The 17,498-nt window shown below is 67.4% G+C and carries 10 protein-coding genes; 6 read left to right on the top strand and 4 right to left on the bottom strand.

Going from position 1 to position 17,498, the window contains the following annotated elements; all coding sequences use genetic code 11:
- Nucleotides 1-60 precede the first annotated feature (60 nt).
- From EV655_RS09675 to EV655_RS09660, 4 genes are all read right to left on the bottom strand, one after another.
- Complete coding sequence (locus EV655_RS09675) at nucleotides 61-597, bottom strand: TIGR00645 family protein (RefSeq protein WP_132544252.1); 537 nt, start codon at nucleotides 595-597, stop codon at nucleotides 61-63.
- Nucleotides 598-739: 142 nt separating this feature from the next.
- Entirely contained in the window at nucleotides 740-1,360 is a 621-nt protein-coding gene (gene rpsD, locus EV655_RS09670; RefSeq protein WP_132544250.1) for a 30S ribosomal protein S4, read from the bottom strand.
- Nucleotides 1,361-1,608: 248 nt separating this feature from the next.
- The gene (locus EV655_RS09665) at nucleotides 1,609-3,588 is read right to left on the bottom strand and encodes a hypothetical protein (RefSeq protein ID WP_132544248.1); all 1,980 of its coding nucleotides are present in this window, start codon (nucleotides 3,586-3,588) and stop codon (nucleotides 1,609-1,611) included.
- 91 nt (nucleotides 3,589-3,679) lie between these two features.
- A complete protein-coding gene (locus tag EV655_RS09660; RefSeq protein ID WP_132544246.1) occupies nucleotides 3,680-5,557 on the bottom strand; it encodes a PhoX family protein in 1,878 nt (625 codons plus the stop codon).
- Between the two features lie 549 nt (nucleotides 5,558-6,106).
- Here EV655_RS09660 and EV655_RS09655 point away from each other — a divergent pair.
- The 6 genes from EV655_RS09655 to EV655_RS09630 are packed head-to-tail and all read left to right on the top strand — an operon-like array spanning nucleotide 6,107 to nucleotide 17,399.
- Nucleotides 6,107-8,485 carry a glycogen/starch/alpha-glucan phosphorylase gene (locus EV655_RS09655; protein ID WP_132544244.1) on the top strand — a complete coding sequence of 793 codons (2,379 nt, stop codon included), beginning with the start codon at nucleotides 6,107-6,109 and terminating at the stop codon, nucleotides 8,483-8,485.
- A 43-nt stretch (nucleotides 8,486-8,528) separates the two neighbouring features.
- Complete coding sequence (gene glgB / locus EV655_RS09650; protein WP_132544242.1) at nucleotides 8,529-10,730, top strand: 1,4-alpha-glucan branching protein GlgB; 2,202 nt, start codon at nucleotides 8,529-8,531, stop codon at nucleotides 10,728-10,730.
- 21 nt (nucleotides 10,731-10,751) lie between these two features.
- Nucleotides 10,752-12,017 carry a glucose-1-phosphate adenylyltransferase gene (gene glgC / locus EV655_RS09645; protein ID WP_424511311.1) on the top strand — a complete coding sequence of 422 codons (1,266 nt, stop codon included), beginning with the start codon at nucleotides 10,752-10,754 and terminating at the stop codon, nucleotides 12,015-12,017.
- Complete coding sequence (gene glgA, locus EV655_RS09640; RefSeq protein ID WP_132544238.1) at nucleotides 12,014-13,441, top strand: glycogen synthase GlgA; 1,428 nt, start codon at nucleotides 12,014-12,016, stop codon at nucleotides 13,439-13,441. Before glgC ends, glgA begins: the two co-directional genes overlap by 4 nt.
- Nucleotides 13,438-15,528 (top strand): glycogen debranching protein GlgX, encoded by a 2,091-nt coding sequence (gene glgX / locus EV655_RS09635; protein ID WP_132544236.1) that lies wholly within the window; start codon nucleotides 13,438-13,440, stop codon nucleotides 15,526-15,528. Before glgA ends, glgX begins: the two co-directional genes overlap by 4 nt.
- On the top strand, nucleotides 15,525-17,399 hold the full coding sequence (locus tag EV655_RS09630) for a 4-alpha-glucanotransferase (protein WP_132544234.1): 1,875 nt from the start codon (nucleotides 15,525-15,527) through the stop codon (nucleotides 17,397-17,399). Before glgX ends, EV655_RS09630 begins: the two co-directional genes overlap by 4 nt.
- Nucleotides 17,400-17,498: the final 99 nt, after the last annotated feature.

Below are 17,498 nucleotides of genomic sequence, written 5' to 3'. Positions count from 1 at the left end.
TTGCCGGGCATCCCTAGCCGACAGGCCGGGACGAGGCCAGCGGGAAAAAGGGCCGTGACACTAGCCCTTTTTTGCCCGCGCCGACAGCCAGTCCATCGCTGCCATCAAGACGCCCGACAGCACGAAAACCATGTGGATCACCACCAGCCAGAACAGTTCTTCCCGGCCGAAGACCGCGTCGGCCGCCTGCTGGCCGATCTCCATGAACCGTTTCAGCAGGTGGATCGCCGAGATCGCCACGATCGAGGCGATCAGCTTCATCTTGAGCCCCGAGAAATCCACCGCACCCATCCAGTCGGGGCGGTCGACATGCTCGCCGATATCGAGTTTCGAGACGAAGTTCTCGTAGCCCGAGAACAGCACGATCAGCAGAAGGTTGGCCGCCAGCGTCAGGTCGATCAGCGTCAGGATTGCTAGGATCGCCTTTTCGCTGCTCATGGTCAGCACCTGCGGCGCGTAATAGGCCAGTTCGCGCAGGAACACGACCGCGAGCATGCCCAGCGAGACCACAAGGCCAAGATACATCGGCGCCATCAGCCAGCGCGAGGCAAAGATCCCGCGTTCGAAGCTGCTTTCCAGAGGCGGTTTTCCGGCCATTTCGCCTTTCCCGTTTCAGCGCGCTCCGTTCGTGATCTACTGCGCGCGCGACAGGCTGGCAAGCGGCCCGAGGGCCGAACGGAAACGGCCCGCCCCGGGGATGCCGGAGCGGGCCGCAACGATCGGTCGGTGGCGCGGAACCCTAGTTCTGCGCGTAGAATTCGATGACGAGGTTCGGTTCCATCATGACCGGGTACGGCACGTCGCCCAAGCCGGGCGTGCGCACGAATTTCGCGGTCATCTTGGAATGGTCGACCTCGATGTAGTCGGGCACGTCGCGCTCGGCCAGCTGGACGGCCTCGAGCAGCGCGGCCATCTGGCGGGATTTCTGCCGCACCTCGACCACGTCGCCTTCCTTGACGCGGTAGGACGGGATGTTCACCCGCTCGCCGTTCACGGTCACATGGCCGTGGTTCACGAACTGCCGCGCGGCAAAGATCGTGGGCACGAACTTGGCGCGGTAGACCACCGCGTCGAGCCGGCGCTCCAGCAGGCCGATCAGCAGCTCACCGGTGTCGCCGCGCTGACGCTCGGCCTCGGCATAGATGCGGCGGAACTGCTTTTCGGTCAGGTCGCCGTAATAGCCCTTGAGCTTCTGCTTGGCGCGCAGCTGCATGCCGAAGTCGGACAGCTTGCCCTTGCGGCGCTGGCCGTGCTGGCCGGGGCCGTATTCGCGGCGGTTGACGGGGGATTTCGGACGGCCCCAGATGTTCTCGCCCATCCGGCGGTCGATCTTGTACTTGGCAGACGTGCGTTTGGTCACGGCTGATCTCCTTCAATCGGGCGCCGCGCAAGCGCGGCAATGAAGGGCGTTGTCCTTTGCCCCCGGTCTTATCCGGGGCCGACAGGCATCCCCTTGCGGGGGCCACCAACACCAATGAAAGACCCGGCCGCAGGGGCCGGGATGGCGCGCTTATACAGACGGTACGCGGGCTGTCAATGGCGCGCGGGCCATGATGACGGGCAATCCGACCGGCCTGCCCCGCAAGGCGACATGCGGGGCAGGTCCGGTCAGCGGGCGCTGGCCGGAAGCTCGTGCGCGGAGAGATAGTCCAGGATCGGTTGATAGTCGGGCGACTCCGTGATCTCGGTCGCGGCGGTTCCGACGCCCCAGGTCAGGCTGGTGCGGTCCTCGTCGATCGGGCGGTCGAGCACGATCTCCCCCACGGTGTAGGGCGTGCCGTCCCGGTGGGCAAACGCGGTCTCTTCGCCGCGGAAATAGCGGAAGGTCACGGGCGTTTCCGGGAAGGCGTCCTTGCCGAAATCGTAGCGCTGGGTGGCCACCACCATGCGATAGCCGCGCGCCGCAGCCAGTGCAGCGGAGTGCGGCGGGTAGAGCAGCGCACCGGCCAGGTTTCCCTCCGCGTCCAGATGATCGCCCCGTGCGATCAACTCTTTCAACAGCGCGGCGCGGTGGCGCTGCGCGCCGACATAGCCCTCAGCCGTGCCGGTCACGAGCGCGGGCCAATCGGCGGAATAGCCGTTCCCCGCGCGGATCGTCCGGACAAGGAACGCCTCGACGCTGGCCGGCATGTCGCCATAGAGGCTGACACCCACCACATGTTCCAGGAAGTGGGCGAATTCGCCCTTTCCCATCGCCCGGTTGATCGGGTCGGGAAAGGCGGACTGGCCGATGCCGCCCTCTGCCTCCGGCGCGCGATAGCCCATCGCGGTGTTCTCGCCCCAGCCCGTATCGCCGGGCAGGCGGCGGGGCAGTGCCCAGGTGCTGTCGATGGTCACGCCGACCCCGGACTGAAAGGTGGCGTGCCCCCCGGTTTCGCGCTGCGGTTCATGCCCGGAATGGCAGCCAACGCATTGCACCAGTTCCGAAGGCGTCTGGGCACGCAGGGTGCCGTCCGCATCCTCGATCCAGCCGGCGAGGATCCAGCCCGCACCATTGTCGATCCAGCCTTCGGTGCGACTGGCATAGGCAGGCGCGCTTTCCTCCTTGATCTCGGGACCGGCATATTCGGGATCGAACCGCCGGATCTTGTACATGTACCTGATTTCCTTGACCCGGTCGGCGCGGGCCCCGGGGAAGCGGCCGGAGGCGCCTTCGGTTCCGTCGGCCTCGGTATCCACATAGTGCAGGGGATGGGCGAACTCGGTGCCGATGGGATAAAGGCCGGGCTGGACCGGATCACCGCCGGCCGCCCCCAGGTAGGTGGCCGGTGCATCCTCGGGCAGGTGGTCGGACACGGCAGCGGCCACGAGGTCGAGATTGGCGGCATAGGTGGGCAGGTCGAACCGCCCCTCGGCATCCTGCATGAAGCGTTCGGGCAGGCGGATATAGATCCCCGAGACTGACCCGGTCAGCGGCGTGAAGATGCCGTGGGGGACGAAATTGACCGACCGCCAGCCGGTGATCCCGCCGCGCCCGTCGTTAAAAAATGTGCCCTCTTCACGGTCGCTGCGCACGAAGCCGTCCTCGTCGGCGGGCAGATCGGCCGGTGAAAGCGCCGGGAACAGGCGGAACGGGTTGTCCCGCACGCCGGTATCCCAGACGCGCGCATCGCCGGGGCGGCGCGCGGCGGCGGCGGACCAGTTGTCCTGGCGGATCCAGGTCTCCATGTCCCAGGCGGCGGGGTCATGGCCCGCCTCGGCCACGGCGGCGCGCAGCTTCTCTGGGAACAGCGTGTTTTCCCACGGGTTGATCGACCCGTTGGGCCGGAACGGATGGTTCAGCGCGGCGAAGGCGTATTCCGCCGTCAGATCGCCGATGAAAGGCGACGCCCCGCCCTGCGGCGCGTTGTTGCCGAAACGGCGATTGGCCAGCCCGTCGGTATGGCAGACCTGACAGGGGTTCTGGGTGCCGCCCGCGGTCTCGATGTAGCACTGGGCGGGAATGTGGGCATAGGGGTTCGGGAACTGCGCGCGCGAGATGTAGTCGCCGATCAGCGGCGCGGCATAATCCCCCGCCGGGGCGGCGCCGGTCAGCGCGACAAGGCCGGTTCCGGCCAGAAGAACAGATCGAAGCGGATTGCGGTGCATGGGATCACCCCTTGTGCCTGTCGGAAACGCCAGGGAAACGGAGCGGGGCCGGGCCCTGTGACGGGCCCGGCCCCGGGATCAGCAGACCGGATCAGAGGCCGGGCAGACCTGCCAGATAGCCGACATGGGCCTCAAGCTTGTAGTTCGGCGTGCCCTTGTCATTGGTGCCGTAAAGCTCGATCGCCTTGGCTTCCAGCCGGGCCACCACATCCTCGGGCATCGAGGAAATCCACTCGCCCTGGTGCTGGTTGTTGGCCATCACGTAGGCATGGCCCCCGATGTTGTCGACGACCTGCAGGCCGGTGGCCTCGGCACCCGAGGCCTGGGACAGGATGCGGCTCAGCTTGCCGGTATCGACGTTGTAGGCCCAGACGAAGTTGTTGACATGCGTCCCCGAGTCCTCGCCGATGAAAAGGGTGCGCATCGCGGGCGAGAAGTGCAGGTTGTCGGGGTTCGCGACCTTGTCGGGATGGGCGATGTTGCCCAGCGCGTCGGCCTCGATGTCCTGACCAAGAAGCGCGGCAGGCACCCGCATCGCGGTGCCGACCCAGTCCGAATTGATCGCCTCGCCGTTGGTGTCGACGCGACCGCCGTCCATCGCGACCTCGTAGGTGGCGCCGGCCTTGATCTTCTCGACCTGCATGTGGTCCTGCGCGGCGCCCTCTTCGGCCTGCATGCCCTTTTCGTTGTAGGACATCGCGACGTAGAGGTTCTTTTTCTTCGGATCGGCGGCGACGCCTTCCATCTTGTTGAACTCGGTCGTGGCGCCCACCCAGGCCGCGTAGCGGCGCGATTCCAGGAACGCCGCGGCCTGTTCCATGCCGTCTTTCAGGCGCAGGATCTCGTCGCCCGAATGACCGGCGCGGATCATCTTGTAGCCCTGCGCTTCCCAATCCGGCGTCGCCTCGGCGGTCGTGGACTCGAAGATGTCGTCGAAGGTCACGCCGCCGTCGATGATCGCCTTGACCTCGGCATCGGTCGCATGGCCCAGCTTGACCCAGTCCAGCGTGGCGGACCCGCCGCCCTGGCCCGAGACCTGGTTCCAGCGCGCGGCATAGAGCGTGCCGGCGGACAGATCTTCGGCCGCATCGGCGACATACATGAACAGCGCGACATGGTCGCCGTCATCGCCGAAATAGGCGGTGCGGCTGTCGGGCATCACGCGGGCCAGTTCCCATGTGGCACGGCCCATCGAGTAGTGCTTGACCACCTCGGTCGAGCCGTCGGCCTTGACCGTCACCTCGGGGATAAAGCCGTAGTGATAGGGGTTGGCCGCGGCGCCGCCCAGATACATCTCGCTCAGCGCGCGCAGGCCCTCGGTGGTCGTCTTGAGGTTCTTCTCGCCCGAGACGGCCTGGAAGTAGAGGTCGTAATCCTCTTCCGAGCCGAGATGGGTGTTCCACGGCGTCGGGCCGCCGGCACAGGGGATCCACAGGCCGTTCACGCCCGAAAAGTCGATCGGCTTGACCGACTTGGCCACCAACGCACCATCGGCGCCCTGGTCCAGCGTAGCGACGCTCATCGACATGGGCATGCGCGAATACCAGCCCTCGACGCGGCGCGCCTCGGCACCGTTGGCAAGGATCCAATCGTATTCGTAATGCGTCACGAGGAACGGCTTGCCGTCGATTTCCAGCAGGCTGTTGGCATCCGGCGTCTCGGCGATGACGGGATCGCCGTTCGGGTCGACCAGCGGCTCGCCCTTGGCGTTGTAAAGCTGCGCAGCGGCCTGACCGCCGATCGTGTCGATGTTCTTGAAGATCGAGACATAGGACAGCGGAAATTCCCGGGTCGTGCCGTCACTGTAGCGCACGATGGCCGAGGATTTCGAATGAGTCGTTACCATCTCGGCGGCATCGGTGGGCGCGGGCGTGTCGGTGAACTCGACAGCGACGATGTCGGCAGCCAGCGCGGCGCCGGCAGACAGCGCCAGCGCCGCGGTTCCGCAAAGTAGGGAGAACTTGGTCATGTCGGGGGTTTCCTGTGTGGCTGAGGGTCTGGCTCACGGAACTTTTCCAATTCCAGCGCTCCGGGTATTGGAGTTGTCTGACATCCGTGTGACACCCGGCACAGGCGCCCCGGTCGGCCGCGACCGCCGGGATATCCCGTCGGATTCCGGCACCCCGCAATTCGAAAGGCGAAACCGGACCGGTCTGCGAAAGCCACCAGCGTCAGCGGTCAGGACACGCCGCGTCCGCAGGCAGGGCGCATGACTGCTTCCGACAAGCGCACCGGATTCCGCGAGCAAGCCCTGCCGCGCAGGAGCCATGCGCGCGGACCGGTCGGTTCGAATTGACACCGGACGGGTTCGGCGCGCGCTGGACCGATCCTTCGCAAAGTGATGCCCGGGCACGCTGGACGCTCAAACCGCAAGCGGCCAGACAGGATGGTTTCCGGACATCGGCGGCACCAAGTGTCCGTGGTCCCGGAAAACCCCGCTGCACTCTTGCGGCTGGATAGATTTCTCGCCCATAGAGACAACACTACCGCTTGTCCCCCATACCCTGGACCTTCTTCCATGATCGATGCACGCTTCAGCGACACCATCACGCGTCACCTGATCTACGCGCTGGGCACGGACCCGGACCACGCCACGCTGCGCGACTGGCGGATCGCGCTGTCCCTGGCGGTGCGCGACCGCCTCGTGGACCGCTGGCTGGCCGCCTCGCATGCCGCGCGAAAGGCCGGGGCGAAGCGGGTCTACTACCTGTCGATGGAATTCCTGATCGGCAGGCTGCTGGAGGACGCGATCGTCAACCTCCGGCTGGAGGATGAGGTGAGGGCGGCGCTGAGCGCCCTTGGTCTGTCGCCCGAGGCCGTCATCCAGGACGAGCCCGACGCCGCGCTGGGCAATGGCGGGCTGGGGCGCCTGGCCGCCTGTTTCATGGAATCGCTGGCCAGCCTTGGCGTTCCCGCCATCGGCTATGGCATCCGCTACGAGCACGGGCTGTTCCGCCAGAGCTTTGTCGAGGGGCGCCAGGTCGAGGAGCCCGAGGACTGGCTGACCCAGTACCACACTTGGGAATTCAAGCGCCGCAACGTGCGATTGCGGCTCTGCTTCGGCGGCGAGGTGGTCGAGGAAGCGGGCAAGGCCGTCTGGCGCGGCGCCGAGGCGGTGATGGCGCAGGCCCATGACACGCCGATGATCGGCTGGCAGGGGCGCTGGGCGAACACGCTGCGGCTGTGGTCTGCGGAGCCCCTGCATGGCTTTGACCTCGACCGGTTCAACCGGGGGGACTATGCCGCCGCCGCCGAGGCCGAGGCGCTGGCGCGCACGATCAGCCGCGTGCTTTATCCCGACGACACGACCGAGCGGGGCAAGGAGTTGCGGCTGAAGCAGGAATACTTCTTCACCGCCGCCAGCCTGCAGGACATCCTGCACCGCTTCGAGGACGAAGGCGGTGCGCTGGCCGACCTGCCGAAAAAGGCCGCGATCCAGTTGAACGACACGCACCCGGCCATCGCCGGGCCGGAACTGGTGCGCCTGCTGCATGACGAACGCGGCATGCCCCTGGACCAGGCCATCGAAACCGCGCGGGGCTGTCTGTCCTATACCAACCACACACTGATGCCCGAGGCACTGGAATGTTGGTCCGAGGACCTGATGACCCGCCTGCTGCCCCGCCACATGCAGCTGATCGAACGGATCGACGCGGCCCATGCCGCCGAGAACCCCGGACGCAAGGTGGCCCTGACCGCACATGGCGAGGTCCGGATGGGGGAACTGGCCTTCGTCATGGCGCACAAGGTGAACGGAGTCTCGGCGCTGCATACCGATCTGATGAAACAGACCGTTTTCGCGGAACTGCACCGGATGCATCCCGACCGGATCGTGAACCAGACCAATGGGGTCACCCCGCGCCGCTGGCTGTTCTCGGCCAACCCGCGGCTCAGCCGGCTGATCACCGGGGCCATCGGCGAGGGCTGGGTCTGCGACCTTGATCAGCTCGAGACACTTGAGCCGAGCCTGCGCGATCCGGCCTTTCTGGACGCCTATGCCACGGCCAAGCGGGCGAACAAGGCAGACCTGGCGGCCTGGCTGGCAGAGGCGCATGGCATCACGGTCGACCCCGAGGCGCTGTTCGACGTCCAGATCAAGCGCATCCACGAATACAAGCGCCAGCACCTGAACATCCTGGAAACGATCGCGCTGTGGCGCGAGATCAAGGCGAACCCGAACGGCCCCTGGGTGCCGCGCGTCAAGATCTTTGCGGGCAAGGCCGCCCCCGGCTATGCCTTCGCCAAGGAGATCATCCACCTGATCAACGATGTCGCCACGGTGGTGAACGCCGACCCCGAGACGAACCGGTTCCTCAAGGTGATGTTCCTGCCGAACTACAATGTCAGTCTGGCCGAGCGGCTGATCCCTGCGGCCGACCTGTCGGAACAGATCTCGACCGCGGGCAAGGAGGCGTCCGGCACCGGCAACATGAAATTCGCGCTGAACGGTGCGCCGACCATCGGCACGCTGGACGGCGCCAACGTGGAAATCCGCGACCGGGTGGGGGAAGAGAACTTCTTCCTGTTCGGGATGACCGCCGAAGAGACCGAGATCCGCCGCGCGGCGCCCGATCACGCCCGCCAGGCGATTGCCGCCGACACGCGGCTTGGCGGCGCGCTCAAGGCGGTGTCGCAGGGCGTCTTTTCGCCGCGCGACCGGCACCGCTATCGCGGCTTCGTCGGCAACCTGACGGGGCATGACTATTTCCTCGTCTGCTCGGATTTCACCGCCTACTGGGACGCCCAGCGCCGCGTCGACGCGGCCTTTGCCGATCCCGGGGTATGGTGGCCCATGGCCGCGCGGAACACCGCGCGCACCGGCTGGTTCTCGTCGGACCGGACGATCCGGGGCTACATGGCGGATATCTGGGGCGCGGTTCCGATTGACCCTGCGTGACGGCAGGCCTTGCAACTTGCCGCGCGCAGCATAGGCTGCCCGCATGAGCCGCGCCGCGCAGAACGATATCCCGTCCTTCCCCTCGCCCGAGGATGCGCGGCGGTTACAGGCCGGCACCCATAACGATCCGTTCGCGGTGCTGGGGCGGCACGGCGGTTGCGTGGCGGCGTTCCATCCCGGCATCGCCACGCTGGAGGCCGTTTCCGACGCGGCAAGCACTCCCCTGACACGCCATCCCGACGCGCCGGATCTTTTCGCCGGGCCGGTCCCGGGAGAGGGCCCCTACCGGCTGCGGGCGACCGATGGCGCGGGCCAGATCTGGGAGTTCGACGACCCCTACCGCTTTGGTCCGGTGATCGGCGAGATCGACGAATACCTGCTGGGCGAAGGCACCCACCGCCGGCTTTGGCAGGTTCTGGGCGCCCATCCGTGCAGGCACGAGGGCGTGGAAGGCACCCATTTCGCCGTCTGGGCGCCGAACGCAGGGCGCGTGTCCGTCGTCGGGCCTTTCAACGGCTGGGACGGGCGGCGCCACCCGATGCGGCGCCGGGGCGCGACGGGCATTTGGGAGATCTTCCTGCCCGGGCTGGGCGAGGGCACGGTCTACAAGTACGAAATCCTCGGGGCGGATGGTGTCGTCCTGCCGCTCAAGGCCGACCCGGTCGGCTTTGGCGCGGAACACCCGCCCGCCACCGCCAGCGTGGTGCGCGACATCGCGGGCTATGGCTGGCATGACGCCGACTGGATGGCGGACCGCGCCGCGCGGAACGCCCGCAGCGCGCCGATCTCGGTCTACGAGGTGCATCTGGGATCCTGGCGGCGCAAGCCGGACGAGGGCAACCGCCCGCTGTCCTATCGCGAGGCGGCCGAAGATCTGGTCGACTATGCCGCCGACATGGGATTCACCCATATCGAGTTCCTGCCGCTGTCGGAACATCCGTTCGACGGATCCTGGGGGTATCAGCCGGTCGGGCTGTTCGCGCCCACCATCCGCCATGGCCCGCCGCACGAGTTCCGCGACCTGATCGACGCTGCGCATCGCAAGGGGCTGGGCGTGATCCTGGACTGGGTGCCCGCGCATTTCCCGTCCGATGCGCACGGGCTGGCGCGCTTTGACGGCACCGCGCTCTACGAACACGCCGATCCCCGCGAGGGGTTCCACCACGACTGGAACACGCTGATCTACAATTTCGGCCGCACCGAGGTTGCCAATTTCCTGTTCTCCAACGCGCTTTTCTGGCTGGAGGAATACCATGTCGACGGTCTGCGCGTGGATGCCGTGGCCTCGATGCTCTACCGCGACTATTCCCGGCCCGAGGGCCAGTGGATCCCGAACGCCCATGGCGGGCGCGAGAATCTAGAAGCCATCGCCATGTTGCAGCGGATGAACACGCTTGCCTATGGCGAGGTGCCGGGCATCCTGACCGTGGCCGAGGAAAGCACGTCGTTTCCCGGCGTCTCGCAACCGGTGGACGCGGGGGGGCTTGGCTTCGGCTACAAGTGGAACATGGGCTGGATGAACGACACGCTCGACTATTTCGGGCGGGCGCCGGTGCACCGGAAGCATCACCATCACCAGCTGACCTTCGGCCTGCTCTACGCGTTCTCGGAAAATTTCGTCCTGCCGATCAGCCATGACGAGGTGGTGCATGGCAAGGGGTCGATACTTGCGAAGATGCCCGGAACGGACTGGGAGAAATTCGCCAACCTGCGCGCCTATTTCGGCTTCATGTGGGGGCATCCGGGCAAGAAGCTGCTGTTCATGGGACAGGAATTCGCCCAGCGCGCGGAATGGGACCATGCCGGGCAGCTTGACTGGGGCGTCCTCGGTGCCGAGTGGCATGCCGGCGTGCAACGCCTGGTGCGCGATCTGAATGCGATTTACCGCGCCACGCCCGCGCTGCACGTCAAGGATTGCGAACCGGACGGCTTTCGCTGGATAGAGGCGAACGCGGCCGACATCTCGGTCTATGCGTGGCTGCGCACGGGCGAACCCGGCGACCCGCCGGTGGCTGTCATCTGTAACCTGACCCCGGTCGAGCGGACAGGAATTCGGCTGGGCCTGCCCCATGCGGGGCGCTGGCGCGAGGTCCTGAACACCGACGCCGCCGCCTATGGCGGAGGCAATCGCGGCAATTTCGGCGGCGTTTCGGCCACCGAACAGCCGCATCACGGGCTGCCCGCCTCGGCGGAAGTGACGCTGCCGCCCCTGAGCGTGCTTTACCTGATGCCGGACGGGGTGTGATTTCACAGGGGGGATCGGAAAATGGAAATGCGTTACAGTCGATTGTCGAGCCGCACCATGGCCTTCGTGCTGGCCGGGGGGCGTGGCAGCCGCCTGATGGAACTGACCGACACCCGCGCGAAACCGGCCGTCTATTTCGGCGGCAAGACGCGGATCATCGACTTTGCGCTATCCAACGGGCTGAACTCGGGGATCCGCAAGATGGCGGTGGCCACGCAATACAAGGCCCATTCCCTGATCCGCCACTGCCAGCGCGGCTGGAGCTTCTTCCGCGCCGAGCGCAACGAATACCTGGACATCCTGCCGGCAAGCCAGCGGGTGGACGAGACCACCTGGTATCTGGGAACCGCCGACGCGGTGACCCAGAACATCGACATCGTGGACAGCTATGACGTGGACTACGTCCTGATCCTCGCAGGCGACCACATCTACAAGATGGACTACGAGATCATGCTGCGCCAGCATGTGGCGAACAAGGCCGACGTGACCGTGGGCTGCCTGACCGTGCCGCGCGCCGAGGCCAGCGCCTTTGGCGTGATGCAGGTGGACGCGACCGACCGGATCACCGCCTTCGTCGAGAAACCGGCCGATCCGCCGACCTTGCCCGGTGATCCCGAGACCTGCCTCGCCTCGATGGGCATCTATGTCTTCGACTGGCACTTTCTGCGCGATCTGCTGATCCGCGACGCAGAGGATCCGAGTTCCAGCCACGATTTCGGCAAGGACCTGATCCCGCAGATCGTGAAGAATGGCAAGGCGATGGCGCACCGCTTCGCCGAGTCCTGCGTCCGGGACCACCCCGAATCCAACGCCTACTGGCGCGATGTCGGCACGGTGGACGCCTTCTGGAAGGCCAATATCGACCTGACCGATTTCACGCCCGAACTGAACCTCTGGGACCGCAACTGGCCGATCTGGACCTATTCCGAAAGCGTCCCGCCCGCCAAGTTCGTCCATGACGAGGAGGACAGGCGCGGCTCGGCGGTGTCGTCGATGGTATCGGGCGGATGCGTGATCTCGGGGACGGAGGTGCGCAACTCGCTGCTGTTCACGATGGTGCATACCAATTCCTATTCGGTGCTCGATCACGCGGTCGTGCTGCCCTACGTCGTGGTGGGCCGGCACGCGCGGCTGAAGAACGTGGTGATCGACCGCGGGGTGGTCATCCCGAACGGGCTGGTTGTGGGCGAGGACCCCGAAGAGGACGCCCGGTGGTTCCGCGTCACCGAGGGCGGCATCACGCTGATCACCCAGCCGATGCTGGATCGACGGGCGGCGGTGGCATGATCCGGGTTCTCTCCGTCGCGTCGGAATGTGTGCCGCTGGTCAAGACCGGGGGCCTGGCCGATGTCGTGGGCGCGCTGCCCGCAGCGCTGGCCGCCGAAGGGGTCGAGATGCGGGTGCTTTTGCCGGGCTATCCGTCCGTGCTGGCCCGGTTGCCCGCGGCCGAGATGGTGTGGCAGGCGGATGACCTGTTCGGCGGCCCGGCCCGGCTGGTGCAGGGTGCGGCTTCGGGGCTATCGCTGTTCGTGCTAGACGCGCCACATCTCTATGACCGCCCCGGCGGGCCCTATCTGGACGAGGCCGGACAGGACTGGCCCGACAATGACGCGCGCTTTGCCGCGCTGTCGTGGATGGCGGCCCGGATCGGTGCCGAAGGGGCGGGCGACTGGCGGCCCGACATCCTGCATTGCCACGACTGGCAGGCGGGGCTGACGCCGGTGTACCTCAAGGCCCGGGCGGTGGACCTGCCCAGCGTGATAACCGTTCACAACATGGCCTTTCGCGGGCTGATCCCCGCCGAACGTCTGGCGCCCCTCGCCCTGCCGGCCTGGGCCTTTCAGCCGGAGGGGATGGAGTTCTACGGCCAGATCTCGGCGCTGAAGGCAGGGCTTGTCTATGCCTGGAAGGTGACCACCGTCAGCCCGACCTATGCGCGCGAACTGGCGATGCCTGAGTTCGGCGCCGGACTTGACGGCGTGATCCGCGCCCGCGGGGCGGATGTCTCGGGCATCCTCAACGGCATCGACGAGGTGTTGTGGAACCCGGCCACGGACCCGCACATCGCCCCCTTCAAGGAACCACGCGGCAAGGCCAAGGCGCGCGCCGCGCTGATCGGGGAAATGGGCCTGTCCGACGGCGACGGCCCGCTTTGCGTCGTCGTCTCGCGGCTGAGTGAACAGAAGGGGCTCGACCTGCTTCTGGCGGCCCTGCCGGGGCTGATCGCGCGCGGCGGGCGGGTCGCCCTGCTGGGCGCGGGCGATTCCGGGCTGGAAGCGGCCTGGCACGCCGAGGCCGAGGCAAATGACGCCGTCGCGGTGCGCATCGGCTATGACGAGGCGTTGTCGCACAGGATGATCGCGGGGGGCGACGCGATCCTTGTGCCCTCGCGCTTCGAACCCTGCGGGCTGACGCAGCTTTACGGGTTGCGCTACGGCACCGTGCCGGTCGTCGCCCGGACCGGCGGGCTGGCCGATACGGTGATCGACGCCAATCCGGCAGCGCTGGCGGCGGGGGTGGCCACGGGGATCCAGTTCGCCCCGGCCACAGCAGAGGCGCTGGGGGCCGCGCTCGACCGGCTTTGCGACCTTTACGCCGACAGGACGGCGTTCCGGAAGCTCCAGCGCAACGGCATGCGTGCGCCGGTGGGCTGGGGGCCGTCGGCCGCCGCCTATGCCACGCTTTTCCGAGAGCTGACAACCAGGAAATGACGACGATCCCCACGACGATCACCGCCGGCCGCAACGAGCCTCTCGGCGCCCGTTTCGACGGCGAAGGCGTGAATTTTGCCCTGTTCTCCGAACATGCGAGCCGCGTCACCCTTTGCCTGTTCGACGAAACCGGCCGCAACGAGGTCGCCAATATCGACCTGCCCGAATGCACGCATCATGTCTGGCATGGCCATATCGCCGGGCTGAAACCCGGCCAGCATTACGGCTATCGGGTCCATGGCCCCTACCGTCCCGACCAGGGCCACAGGTTCAACCCCTACAAGCTGCTGGTCGACCCCTATGCGCGGCGTCTTTCGGGGCATCCGGTCTGGCATGACGCGCTGATGGGCTTCGAGATGGGATCGCCGCGCGCTGATCTCAGCTTCGACAAGCGCGACAGCGCGCCCTATGTGCCGCGCTCGATCGTCGTGGCCGACGGGTTCGACTGGGGCGCCGACAGGCCGCCCGGCACACCGCTGACCGATACCGTGATCTACGAAGCCCATGTCCGGGGGCTGACCATCCGCCACCCCCAGGTCCATGCGCCGGGCAGGTTCCGGGCGCTGGCCTCGGACCAGATGCTGGAACATTACGCGCGGCTCGGGATCACGGCGATCGAGTTGCTGCCGGTCCAGGCCTTCCTGAACGACCGCTTCCTCGTCGAGAAGGGCTTGCGGAACTACTGGGGCTACCAGACTCTGGGCTATTTCGCGCCGGAACCGCGCTACATGGAAAACGGCGACATCGCCGAGTTCCAGCGGATGGTCGCCCGGCTGCATGCGGCAGGGATCGAGGTGATCCTCGATGTGGTCTACAACCACACCGGCGAGGGCAACGAGATGGGCCCCACGCTGAGCTTTCGCGGCATCGACAATGCCAGCTACTATCGGCTGGCGGACGACCGGCGCCACTACATCGACGATACGGGCTGCGGCAACACGCTGAACATCGGGCACCCGATGGTGCTGCGCATGGTGATGGACAGCTTGCGCTACTGGGTCGAGGTCATGCATGTGGACGGGTTCCGCTTTGACCTTGCCGCGGCGCTGGGCCGGGGGCCGCAGGGTTTCGACACGCGCGCGCCGTTCTTCCAGGCGGTACGCCAGGATCCGGTTCTGTCGCGGGTGAAGCTGATCGCCGAACCCTGGGACATCGGCCCCGGCGGGTATCAGCTGGGCGGCTTTCCCGCACCGTTCCTTGAATGGAACGACGGCTTTCGCGACGCTGTCCGCAGCTTCTGGCGGCGCGATCCTGGGCGGGCGCCCGATCTTGCCGGACGCCTCGTGGGATCGGCCGCGCAGTTCGACCATTCCCGCCGCCCGGCGACGTCCTCAGTCAATTTCATCGCCGCCCATGACGGCTTTACCCTTGCCGATGTCGTCAGCTTTGCCACCAAGCACAACCTTGCCAATGGCGAGGACGGGCGCGACGGGCATGATGCGAACTATTCGGACGATCTCGGCACCGAGGGTCCGACGGACGACCCCGCGATCCTGACCGCCCGCGCGCAGCGGCGGCGCAACATGATGGCGACGCTGCTGTTGAGCCAGGGCACGCCGATGATCCTTGCGGGTGACGAGCTTGGCAATTCGCAGCAGGGCAACAACAACGCCTATTGCCAGGACAACGCGATCTCGTGGATCGACTGGCACGGGACGGATGACGCCTTCCTGCGCTTTACCGCCCGGATGATCGCCTTTCGCAAGGCCCATCCCGTTTTGCGGCAAAAGCTGTTCCTTCATTCGCACGAGCGGGCAATCGACGGGATCGAGGATCTGTTCTGGCGCCGGGCGGACGGGGCGCCGATGACGCGGGCCGACTGGGAGAACCCGGAGTTGCGGCTGATCGCGGTCGAACTGCGCACCGCCGCCGGCACGCCGGAATATGCCGCGCAGGAACACGCGATCTTCGCGGTGCTGAACGCAGGCGCCGCGGTCGAGGTATCGGTGCCCGAGGCGCCCCCGGGTCAGAGTTGGAGCCTGCAACTGGACAGCTCGCGCCCCGACAGCGCACCCGAACCCGTGCGGGGCCGCCTCGCGATGCCTGCCGAGGCCGTGGCGGTTCTGGTGCTGGAGCCCGTGCCATGAGTGCTGCGCTGACGGCCCTGGCCTGCCATGTGGGAATCCTGCCACGCTATGTCGATCTGACCGGGACGACGCAGGAAACCTCGCCCGAAACGGCGCGCGCATTGCTGGGCGCCATGGGGCTGGCCGCAGGGTCCGAGGCAGAGTTGACCGAGACGCTGGCGGCCCTGCGGGCAGCCGAGGCGGCGCGCCCCCTGCCCGCCTGGATCGTCGTCGAGGCGGGAACGGCAGCCGTCCTCTCCGTGGAGCAGCCCTCCGACTGGCGCCTTGACCTCGAGGACGGCACCTGCCGCGAGGGCCGGGCAGCCGACCGCCTGTCGCTGCCGCCGCTGCCGCCCGGCATCCACGAACTCACGCTGCGGGGCCACAGAACTACCGTGCTGTCCGCGCCGCCCCGCCTGCCCTTGCCCCCGCGCGGCTGGGGCGTGACGCTGCCGCTTTACGGCCTGCGGGATGCCGGAACCGGCGGGCTCGGCGATTTCGCCGATCTGCGCACGGCGGTTGCGGGGTTCGGCGCGCTGGGCGCAGGGTTCGTCGGCATCAACCCGATCCATGCGGGGTTTCCCGGCGACCCGGCGGCGATCAGCCCCTATTCCCCGTCCAGCCGCCGCCGGTTCAATGTCGCGCATATCGCCTGCCCGGGTGAGTCCTGCGCCCCAGGCGGGGCGCTGGTCGAGTATCCGTCCGCGATCGCCGCGCGGCTGGCCTGTCTGCGCGCCGCCTTTGCCGCGATCGACCCCGAGGACGCCACCGCATTGGCCGCGTTCCGCACGGCGCAAGGCGTGGACCTGGAGCGTTTCGCCCTGCACCAGGCGCTGTCGGACAGGTTCGGACCCTACTGGCCCGACTGGCCCGAGGCGTATCGAACGCCCGAAAGCGCCGCCGCCCGGGCCTTTGCCGCCGCCCATCCCGGCGAACTTGCCTTCCACGCCTGGCTGCAATACCGGGCGGGACGCCAGCTGGCCGATATCCGCGCGGCCGCCCGCACCGCAGGGATGGCACAGGGGCTCTATCTCGACCTCGCCGTCGGCACCCACCCCGCGGGCGCCGAAACCTGGGCCGATCCCGGCCTCTTCGCACGCGGTGCCACGCTGGGCGCACCGCCCGACCCCTTTGCCCCCCAGGGCCAGGACTGGTCGCTGGCGCCGATGATTCCGTCGGCGCTGGTGGCCCGCGGGTTCCGGCCGCTTGCGGACATCCTGCGCGCCCAGTTGGAATTCGCAGGCCTTCTCAGGATCGACCACATCCTGGGCTTCGAGCGCGCCTTCTGGGTGCCCGTGGACGGCCCGGGCGCCTATGTCGCCATGCCGAAAACCGCGCTGCTGGCCGTCGCGCGGATCGAGGCGGCGCGCGCCGGGGCGGCCATCGTGGGCGAGGATCTCGGCGTTATCCCCGAGGGGCTGCAGGCCGACCTTGCCGCCTCGGGCATTCTCGGCTGCCGGCTCGCGATGTTTGACCCGCACCCCGAGAACTGGCCCGAGGCGGTGATGGCGAGTTTCGGAACCCATGACCTGCCGCCGTTCGAGGGATGGAAGCAGGGCACCGACATCGGCTGGCACACCCGCCTCGGCCATGTCGCGCCGGATCGGGCGCAAGACCTGCTCCGGCGCCGCGCGGACGAGGTGGCCGGCCTGGCCCGGCGTGCGGGCGGTGCGGACATCGACGCGCTTCACCGGTATCTGGGCGACACACCGGCCCGCCTTGTCGCGCTTCAGATCGAGGACATCCTTGGCGCCACGGCCCAGGCGAACCTGCCGGGCACGGTAGAGACCCATCCGAACTGGCGCAGACGGATCGGGACGGGATCGGCTGCGCTGGCGCATGCCAACGCGGTCCTGCAAAGTGCAGACGCGATGACCCAGACGGGGCGATAGGCGCGGTTCACCGGTGCGTCGGAAACCCGACCAATGCGCACCGCGCCCCGCGCGACCTGCTGGCCCGCTTCCAGACGCCTCTACTGCGCGAGTCGGGTG

This window comes from Rhodovulum euryhalinum, from assembly GCF_004342445.1.
GTDB classification, from domain to species: domain Bacteria; phylum Pseudomonadota; class Alphaproteobacteria; order Rhodobacterales; family Rhodobacteraceae; genus Rhodovulum; species Rhodovulum euryhalinum.
This window is presented reverse-complemented; position numbering and strand designations above follow the sequence as displayed.